The organism is Pseudomonas sp. CM25 (assembly GCF_013179705.1).
Lineage (GTDB): Bacteria > Pseudomonadota > Gammaproteobacteria > Pseudomonadales > Pseudomonadaceae > Aquipseudomonas.
This window is the reverse complement of the sequence record NZ_JABMCW010000241.1, coordinates 1-8,791: the sequence shown is the minus strand read 5'-3', so window position 1 is coordinate 8,791 and position 8,791 is coordinate 1. Positions and strand designations below refer to the sequence as shown.

The 8,791-nt window shown below is 64.4% G+C and carries 8 protein-coding genes; 4 read left to right on the top strand and 4 right to left on the bottom strand.

Annotation, left to right across the window (positions count from 1 at the left end; all coding sequences use genetic code 11):
* Positions 1–2,449 (bottom strand): AMP-binding protein (locus tag HP546_RS21390; RefSeq protein WP_172229190.1); only part of this gene is annotated, 2,449 nt, incomplete at its 3' end.
* A gap of 311 nt (positions 2,450–2,760) precedes the next feature.
* On the opposite strand from HP546_RS21390, the gene HP546_RS21385 reads away from it, so the two are divergent.
* Entirely contained in the window at positions 2,761–3,291 is a 531-nt protein-coding gene (locus tag HP546_RS21385; protein ID WP_012273397.1) for an RNA polymerase factor sigma-70, read from the top strand.
* 144 nt (positions 3,292–3,435) lie between these two features.
* On the opposite strand, the gene HP546_RS21380 is transcribed toward HP546_RS21385, so the two are convergent.
* Both HP546_RS21380 and HP546_RS21375 read right to left on the bottom strand, forming a co-directional pair.
* Positions 3,436–4,449 carry a GNAT family N-acetyltransferase gene (locus HP546_RS21380; protein WP_172229188.1) on the bottom strand — a complete coding sequence of 338 codons (1,014 nt, stop codon included), beginning with the start codon at positions 4,447–4,449 and terminating at the stop codon, positions 3,436–3,438.
* 63 nt (positions 4,450–4,512) lie between these two features.
* A complete protein-coding gene (locus HP546_RS21375) occupies positions 4,513–5,313 on the bottom strand; it encodes an ABC transporter substrate-binding protein (protein WP_172229186.1) in 801 nt (266 codons plus the stop codon).
* A 193-nt stretch (positions 5,314–5,506) separates the two neighbouring features.
* Here HP546_RS21375 and HP546_RS21370 point away from each other — a divergent pair, with 193 nt between their 5' ends.
* Entirely contained in the window at positions 5,507–6,058 is a 552-nt protein-coding gene (locus HP546_RS21370; protein ID WP_172229184.1) for an exonuclease domain-containing protein, read from the top strand.
* Between the two features lie 76 nt (positions 6,059–6,134).
* Positions 6,135–6,419 (top strand): pyrimidine/purine nucleoside phosphorylase, encoded by a 285-nt coding sequence (locus HP546_RS21365; protein WP_043203870.1) that lies wholly within the window; start codon positions 6,135–6,137, stop codon positions 6,417–6,419.
* A 141-nt stretch (positions 6,420–6,560) separates the two neighbouring features.
* Here HP546_RS21365 and HP546_RS21360 read toward each other — a convergent pair whose 3' ends face one another.
* A complete protein-coding gene (locus HP546_RS21360; protein WP_256678515.1) occupies positions 6,561–7,256 on the bottom strand; it encodes an alpha/beta family hydrolase in 696 nt (231 codons plus the stop codon).
* A gap of 50 nt (positions 7,257–7,306) precedes the next feature.
* Between HP546_RS21360 and ccoN the strand changes: the two genes are divergently transcribed.
* Positions 7,307–8,731, top strand: a complete 1,425-nt coding sequence (ccoN, locus tag HP546_RS21355; protein WP_172229182.1) for a cytochrome-c oxidase, cbb3-type subunit I — start codon at positions 7,307–7,309, stop codon at positions 8,729–8,731.
* The last annotated feature ends 60 nt before the right edge of the window (positions 8,732–8,791 follow it).

Here is an 8,791-nt window from a genome sequence, read left to right as displayed (position 1 = left end):
CGTCGAGCAGAATATTCAGCGACCAACCGTCGGCCACGATGTGGTGCAGGGTCACCCACAGCTGGTGATCTTCATCGCCCAGGCGTACCAGGGTGACGCGCAGCAGCGGACCCTGGGTCAGGTCGAACGGCAACCGGGCCTCGGCTTCGCGCCGGGCCGCAACCGCTTCGCCACCCAGGCCTTGCAGGTCCAGGCGCTGCACGTCGAGGGGCTGATGCGCCAGGATGCGCTGCAGCGCCTGGCCGTTGTCTTCGCTGAACACGGTGCGCAGGGATTCGTGGCGCGCTACCAATGCCTGGAAGGCGGCTTCCAGTGCGCTTTGGTCAAGCTCCCCACGCAAACGCAGGCCGGCCGGAATGTTGTAGGCCGCCGATTGCGGCTGTAACTGCCAGAGTAACCACAGGCGGTTTTGCGCCAGCGACTGGGGCAACGCCTGAGCGCGCTCCAAGGTAGCGATTGCCGCGTTCTGGGCACCGCCTTCGGCGAGCAGGGTGGCCACGGCGTTGCTGTAATCGGCCAGTACCGGCGCTTCGAACAAGGTGCGCAGGCTCAGGTTGATGCCCAGCTCATCGGCCAGGCGTGCGGTGGCCTGGGTGGCGGCGATGGAGTTGCCGCCCAGCAACAGGAAGTGGTCGTCTGCCGTCACCGACCCTACCTTGAGGATGTCGCGCCAGACGCCGGCGATGCGTGCCTGCAGTTCATCACCCGCCGCCGCGCCCGCACGCGCTTCGCTCACCTCGGGGAAGCGCGCGTAGCAGTCCAGGCTGCCATCGTCCATGCGCAGGCGGCAGGCCGAGCGCTGCAGCTTGCCGCTGGAGGTTTTCGGCAGTGCGCCGGGGTTCAGCAGCAGGACCACGGCCGGGGCTTGGCGGCACGCATCGGCGATGACCTGGCGCAGCGTCCTGATCAGTTCCTGGGGCTTGATTGCCTTTTGCACGTTGCGGCTGATTTCCACTGCAACGCCGATGCCCTCCTCGCCCTGGTGCTCGACCGCGAACACCGCCACCCGGCCTTTGCGCAGCACCTCGACTTCGCGCTCCAGGGTTTTTTCCAGGTCCTGCGGGTACAGGTTCTGCCCGCGCACGATCAACATGTCTTTCAGGCGCCCGGTGACGAACACTTCGCCGCCCCGCATGAAGCCAAGGTCGCCGGTACGCAGCCAGGTCTGGCCGTCCATTTCGACAAAAGTGCGGGCGCTGGCTTCGGGGTTGCGCCAGTAACCCAGGGCGATGCTCGGGCCACCGGCCCAGATTTCGCCGACCTGATTGTCGCCCAGCACCTGCAGACGCTGCGGTTCGACGACGCGTACCGCGTGCCCTGGCTGGGGGTAGCCGCAGCTCATCAGCACACTGCCCTTGCCGGGCTCGGCGCGGTTGGCGGCGAAGGCTTCGGCGTCCAGTTCCAGTGCGGCGATGCCCTGGCCACGGCGGCTGCCGCTGACGAACAGGGTCGCCTCGGCCAGGCCGTAGCTGGCGAAGAAGTTCTGCCGGTCGAAGCCGCAGGCCTGGAACTTGTCGGCGAAGGTCGCCAGGCTGTCCTGGCGGATCGGCTCGGAGCCGGAGTAGGCGACACGCCAGCGGCTCAGGTCGAGGCCGGCCAGGGACGCTTCGCTGACCCGCTCGCTGCACAGGCGATAGGCGAAGTCGGGGCCACCGCTGATGGTGCCGCCGTACTCGCTGATGGCCTGCAACCAGCGCAGCGGGCGGGCCAGGAAGTAACCCGGCGACATCAGCACGCAAGGCACGCCGCTGAAGATCGGCTGCAGCAGCCCGCCGATCAGGCCCATGTCGTGGTACAGCGGCAGCCAACTGACGATCACGTCGTCGGGGTTGAGGTCGATGCCGAAGCCACAGCGGATCAGTTGCTCGTTGGCCACCAGGTTGCCGTGGCTGACCTGCACGCCCTTGGGCAGTGCGGTGGAGCCCGAGGTGTACTGCAGGAAGGCGATGTCATCGCCCTTCAGCGCCGGCTCGCGCCAGCTGGCGGCCAGTGCCGGGTCCAGGCCATCCACCGCCAGCAGTTCGGGGCCATCGGCTGCCGCCAGGGCATGCAGCCCTTGCAGGCTGTGGTGCAGCGACGCCACGGTCAGCAGCAGGCGCGGTTCGGCGTCGGCGATGATCGACAGCAAGCGGTCCTGGTGGTGCTGGCGTGCGGATTCTGGCGGGTAGGCCGGCACCGCGATCACGCCCGCGTACAGGCAACCGAAGAACGCCGCCACGTAGTCCGGCCCGCTGGGGAACAACAGCACCGCACGGTCGCCGAAGCTGGCACGGGCCTGCAACGCAGCGGCGATGGTGCGCGCGCGCTGGTCGAGGTCCCGGTAGCTGAGCATGGCCTGCTCGCCGGGAGCATCGGCCAGAAAGCGCAAGGCGATCTTGTCCGGGGTCTGCGCGGCGCGTTGCGCCAGGGCCTGGACCAGCGAGAGCGGGAGTTCGAAGGCGTCCGTCATGGGGTGTTCCTGCCAGTGTCTGGTGGGGTCGGCCGGCTGCTCCGCGACGTGGGGCGGGCAGGGTCGGCGGCCGGGGATGTACACAGGGGAACGGATGGGCGGGGGGAGAAATTAGCGGGGGGTTGGGGTTTTGGGGGTTGTGGGGGTTGTGGGGGCATGCCTTAAGAGGGCTGCCCTTAGAACCGAAAGATACAGATACTAATTACGTTTCGTATTTGACAATCATTATCATTCTGAATAGTTTGTCGCACGTCGTAGGAAGCTTCCCAAAAACGGGTGCGTCCTTTCCCCTCTGTGACAAGGTGATTTCCATGGCGGAACAACTATCCACAAGTAAGTGCGATTCACCATTACTCCAGGCCTTCGTCGACAACCGCAGCATCCTGGTCAAGATCGCTGCACGCATTACCGGCTGCCGCTCACGCGCCGAAGATGTGGTGCAGGATGCGTTCTTCAGGCTCAGCGCCGCCCCGCAGATCACCTCGTCGTTCAAGGCGCAGCTCAGCTACCTGTTCCAGATCGTGCGCAACCTGGCGATCGACCACTACCGCAAGCAGGCGATGGAGCTGAAGTACTCCGGCACCGAGGAGGAAGGCCTGAACGTGGTCATCCAGAACGCATCGCCCGAAGCCACGCACATCAACCTTGCCGCACTGGACGACATTGCCGAAGCCTTGAACGAGCTACCGCAGCGCACCCGCTATGCCTTCGAGATGTACCGCCTGCATGGCGTGCCGCAGAAGGACATCGCCAAGGAGTTGGGCGTGTCGCCGACGCTGGTCAACTTCATGATTCGCGATGCCCTGGTGCATTGCCGCAAGACGGCCAACCGGCAGGCTTGAGTCTTCAGGTTCGCGTCCATGGGGCTGCTACGCAGCCCATCGCCGGCAAGCCAGCTCCCACATCGACCGCATCAACTTCAAGCCATGCGCCATCCCTGCGGGAGCTGGCTTGCCTGCGATGGGCCGCAAAGCGGCCCCAGGCCCTCAAGCCAGTTTGCAGCGGTCGAAAAACCGCTCCCGCCCGAGAATCATCAGCGCCGCCCGCTTGTGCGGGAAGTCGAATTCCTTGTCGCAATGGAAACACTGATCCTGCATGTAGCCGATCATCTTGCCGTTGTCGGCGCGCGGCTCGGCCACCACCCGCTGGGTACGCGGGTCATCCAGGAACAGGTAGTGCACCAGCGCCGAGAGCCAGCTGGCCACCTTGTGCGGACCGCGATGGCTCTCCTCCCCCACCAGCATGTGAATGCCACGGTCGTAGTCGTCGGCCGGATAGAACGGCGCGATGCGGTCTTCCTTGGCCCAATACGCCTCGAAATAGGCGAACGGCTCATCATCGAAGCAGCCGATCAGCGTCAGCGTATGCGGGTCCGCTTCAAGCTTGCTCAGGTACTCATGGTGCTGGGCAAGCGAGCCACCCTCCTGCCAGAACGCTTCTACCCGCGGGTTGTTCTGCCAGCGGTTGAAACGCTCCAGATCGTGCTCGATCTCCAGGGTGCGCAGCGACACCCAGCTCCCCAGCCGTGCATCGAAACGCCGGTACACTTCGCCACGCGGTTTGGGCGCGCGGCGCGGGTGGCGCTTGCCGTTGCCGAGCTGCATCTGCTGCGGGTACACCGCAGCTGCCGCTTCGCCCAGCCAAGGCTGCGGCAACTGCCAGAACAGCGCCCGCTCGCACAGGTACTCACCCGGCCGGTCACCGATCAGCAGCAGGCCACTGGCCAACGCCTGCGGCAGCGCCTCGGGCAGGTGCCAGGCCAGGCGCTGGCAGACTGCGTCGCGGGACAACAGCCAGTAGCAGGCAGCCCACAAGGCTTGATAGGGGCGCTCGGGGCACAGGCGCTCAAGGTGAACATGCAGGGTGGCACCCGCCTCCAGCCGCAACTGGATCAGCGGGCGGCCTTCAAGCGACAAGCTCAACACGCTATCGCCCTCCTCGGCACTGAGGCTGCGCCAGCGAGGCGGTGATTGTGGCTGCGAAGCGGCATCGAAGGGCATGGGCTCGACTCACTAAAATGAAGAAAAGGCTCACTGCTGGGAACGAGGCCGGCGCGCCGGAATTTACTCCTTGGGTGCCGTGACCGTGATGCGATAGGGCGCGAAGATGCGCGCCAGCTCACCGCTGTCGCGCAGGCCCCGCAGCAGCTCGGCGAACGACTGCTCGCCAATCGGCGCGCCCGGGCGCAGCAAGGCGTAGTGGTGATAGACCTGGTCGATACGCTGCGACGGCACCAGCTGCGCCTGGCTGGCCGGGTTGCGCGCCAGAAAGTCGCTGAGGTAGGAACGGGTGACCAGGGCGATATCCGCACGGCCTGCCTGCACCATCAGCAGGTTGCTGTCGTGTGAGTAGGTCAGGGTCGCGCTGTAGGTTTTGCGCAGGTAGTCCGGGTCGGCCTTGAAGCCGGCGAACGCATAGTGATAGCCGTTGAAAAGGGCCAGGCGCTTGCCGCGCAGCTCGTCGAAGTAACGCGGGTCACGGCCGTTGGCCTGGCGGGCAACGAATACTTCGGCGTCTTCCAGGCCCATGTCCACGGTCTGGTGGGCAATCGTTTGCCAGCCCCATTGCGGGTTTTCGAAGATGGCCATGTCGGTGCGGCCTTGCTGGAAGTCACCAAAGCGCCGCTGGATGGACGTCGGCACCAGTACAAAATGGTAGTGCTGCTGAGCGCGGTTCAGCGCGTCGATCAGTTGCGGCAGCAGGCCGGTGTCGGCCCCCTGTTCCGGGCGCACCGTGTAAGGCGGGAAATGCGCCGCGCCGATCTTGACCTCGACCGCTGCACCAGCCCATGCCGGCCCCGCCAGCCAGAACAAGGCCAGCAGCATCAGGGTGGACAAGGCCTTGAGGCCGGGCGCTGGAGTCAAGACGGACACTCGTAACGGATCATGCCTGGGTCCGCCTAAGCTAGGCGTTTTCCGGGGAGGGCACAACTGCTGATGCCTGATCTTTGCCACTCTTCATGCCGCTCTTTATGCCAAGGCAGACGGCAAAATGCCATAGGGTGCCGGATGCCCCGAGTTTGGCTACGCTCTAGCAGGATCTGCAAGGGAGCCTGCTATGGGCCATTGGTTGGTGATCGACCTGGAAGCCACCACCGACGAGGGTGGGTGGCCGGTCACAGAGATGGAAATCATTGAAATCGGCGCAAGCCTTGTGACCCGCGAAGGCCGCGAAGTCGACCACTTCCAGCGCTTCGTGCGGCCGCGGCGGCGGCCGCAGCTGACCCCGTTCTGCCGCGAGCTGACCCACATCAGCCAGGCCGACGTGGACAGCGCCGTGCCGTTGCGCGAGGTGTGGGCGAGCTTCGAGCGCTGGCTCGGGCATTATCGCGGGCAGCTCCAGGGCTGGGTCAGTTGGGGCGACTACGACCGCCAGCAGTTGCATCAGGAATGGCAGCAGCAGGGGCTCGACAGCCTGCTGCGCAGCCTGCCCCATATCAACCTCAAGCAACGCTTTGCCAAGGCCCGCCACCTGCAGCGCCCCACCGGGCTCAATGGTGCCCTGCAACTGGCCGGCATGCACTTTTGCGGGCAGCAGCACCGGGCCCTGGAAGATGCGCGCAACACGGCGCGGTTACTGCCTTCGACCCTGCCTCCAAATGGCACCTGAAAGCGGATGACGGGGCGGATGGGCTTGGGCATACTGGCCAGCCCTTTTTTCATCTCCCTCTATTCAGGAGTCGCCCATGTTCCAGGTCAACGAGTACTTCAACGGCACCGTCAAGTCGATCGCATTCGCGGGCGAAGAAGGCCCGGCCACCGTGGGCGTCATGGCCCCGGGCGAGTACGAATTCGGTACCGCCAAGCGCGAGATCATGCACGTGGTATCGGGTGCGCTGACCGTGAAGCTGCCGGGTAGCGACAACTGGGAAACCTTCAAGGCTGGCGACAAGTTCAACGTGGCTGCCGACAGCAAGTTCCAGCTGAAAGTGGCAGTGGATACCGCTTACCTGTGCGAGTACCGCGACTAAGCATTGCTATCGGCACGCTCGTTGTAGGAGCGGCCTTGTGTCGCGAAAGGGCCGCAACGCGGCCCCAGCAACTCCGGTTGCGAAGCTTGGATCCTGGGGCTGCTTCGCAGCCCTTTCGCGACACAAGGCCGCTCCTACAAATCATCTGCCAACCAGGAAATCTGCTACTTTTTCGGCGGCCGCCTGCATATGCTGCTCATGACTGAACCCCGACGCCTTCAACGGCTTCAGGTCATGGTCCCCCGCCACTAGCCAGCACACCTCGATCGCCGGCGACAACACATACCCCGCCACCGCCTCGCGATTGCCCAGCGCATCCCGCTCGCCCTGCACGATCAACGTCGGCGTCTTCAGATCGGCCAGGTGCTCGACCCGTGGCTTCTCCGGTTTGCCCACCGCATAGAACGGGTAGCCCAGGCACACCAGCGCATCCGCGCCCAATTCGTCAGCCACCAGGCTGGCCATGCGCCCGCCCATGGACTTGCCGCCCACGGCAAGCTTGCCCGCGACCAAAGGTCGCACCTGCCGGTACACCTCGCGCCAGCATTCCAGCAAAACCTTTTGCGGATTCGGCGGCCGCTTGCCGCCGCCAACCCTGCGCTCGGCCATGTACGGAAACTCGAAGCGCACTACCGCTACCCCAAGTGCCGCAAGCCTTTGCGCCATTTCTTCCATGAACCCGCTGTCCATCGGCGCACCGGCGCCGTGGGCCAGGATCAGGCAGCCCTTGTAGCCGTCTTTGCCCTGCACCTGGGCAGGATCGCAGCGCAAGCCTGGGACATTTGCGACCTTCGCCCATTGATCCCCGTCAATACCGGCACTTTGCCCATTAATCATGCTTGCCTCGCTGTAAAGCCTGCCAAATAACCGTGGATGGGAACCCATACATGAACACAACCAGCAGTACCGCCTATAACTACAAGGTGGTCCGCCAATTCGCCATCATGACGGTGGTGTGGGGAATCGTCGGGATGGGGCTCGGCGTCTTCATCGCCGCCCAGCTCGCCTGGCCTTCCCTCAACTTCGACCTCCCCTGGACCAGCTTCGGCCGCCTGCGGCCCCTGCATACCAATGCGGTGATCTTCGCCTTCGGCGGCTGCGCACTGTTCGCCACCTCCTATTATTCGGTGCAACGCACCTGCCAGACCACCCTGTTTTCGCCCAGGTTGGCGGCGTTCACCTTCTGGGGCTGGCAACTGGTGATCGTGCTGGCGGCCATCAGCCTGCCACTGGGCTACACCAGCTCCAAGGAGTACGCCGAGCTGGAATGGCCGATCGACATCCTGATCACAATTGTCTGGGTCTGCTATGCCATCGTGTTCTTCGGCACGCTGATGAAGCGCAACACCAAGCACATCTACGTGGGTAACTGGTTCTTCGGCGCCTTTATCCTGACTGTGGCGTTGCTGCATCTGGTCAACAACCTGGAACTGCCGGTCAGCCTGACCAAGTCGTATTCGGTGTATGCCGGCGCCACCGACGCCATGGTGCAATGGTGGTACGGCCACAACGCGGTGGGCTTCTTCCTGACCGCGGGCTTCCTGGGGATGATGTACTACTACGTGCCCAAGCAGGCCGAACGCCCGGTGTATTCCTATCGCTTGTCGATCGTGCACTTCTGGGCGCTGATCACCCTGTACATCTGGGCCGGCCCGCACCACCTGCACTACACCGCCCTGCCCGACTGGGCGCAGTCGCTGGGCATGGTGATGTCGCTGATCCTGCTGGCACCCAGCTGGGGCGGCATGATCAACGGCATGATGACCTTGTCGGGTGCCTGGCACAAACTGCGCAGCGACCCGATCTTGCGCTTCCTGGTGGTGTCGCTGGCGTTCTACGGCATGTCCACCTTCGAAGGGCCGATGATGGCCATCAAGACGGTCAACGCCCTGTCTCACTACACCGACTGGACCATCGGCCACGTGCACGCCGGCGCGCTCGGCTGGGTGGCGATGATCTCGATCGGCGCGCTGTACCACACCATCCCGAAAGTGTTCGGCAAAGAACGCATGCACAGCCTCGGCCTGATCAACGCGCACTTCTGGCTGGCTACCATCGGCACTGTGCTGTACATCGCCTCGATGTGGGTCAACGGCATCGCCCAGGGCCTGATGTGGCGTGCGGTCAACAGTGACGGCACGCTCACCTACTCGTTCGTGGAAACCCTGGTGGCCAGCCACCCAGGCTTCGTGGTGCGCTTCGTCGGCGGCGCGATCTTCCTCAGCGGCATGTTCCTGATGGCCTGGAACACCTGGCGCACCGTCCGTTCGCCGGCGCTCGATATCGCCCCTGCGAACGCCCAGCTGGCTTGAGGAGACCTGCCTGATGAAACATGAAGTCATCGAGAAAAACGTCGGCCTGCTGGCCCTGCT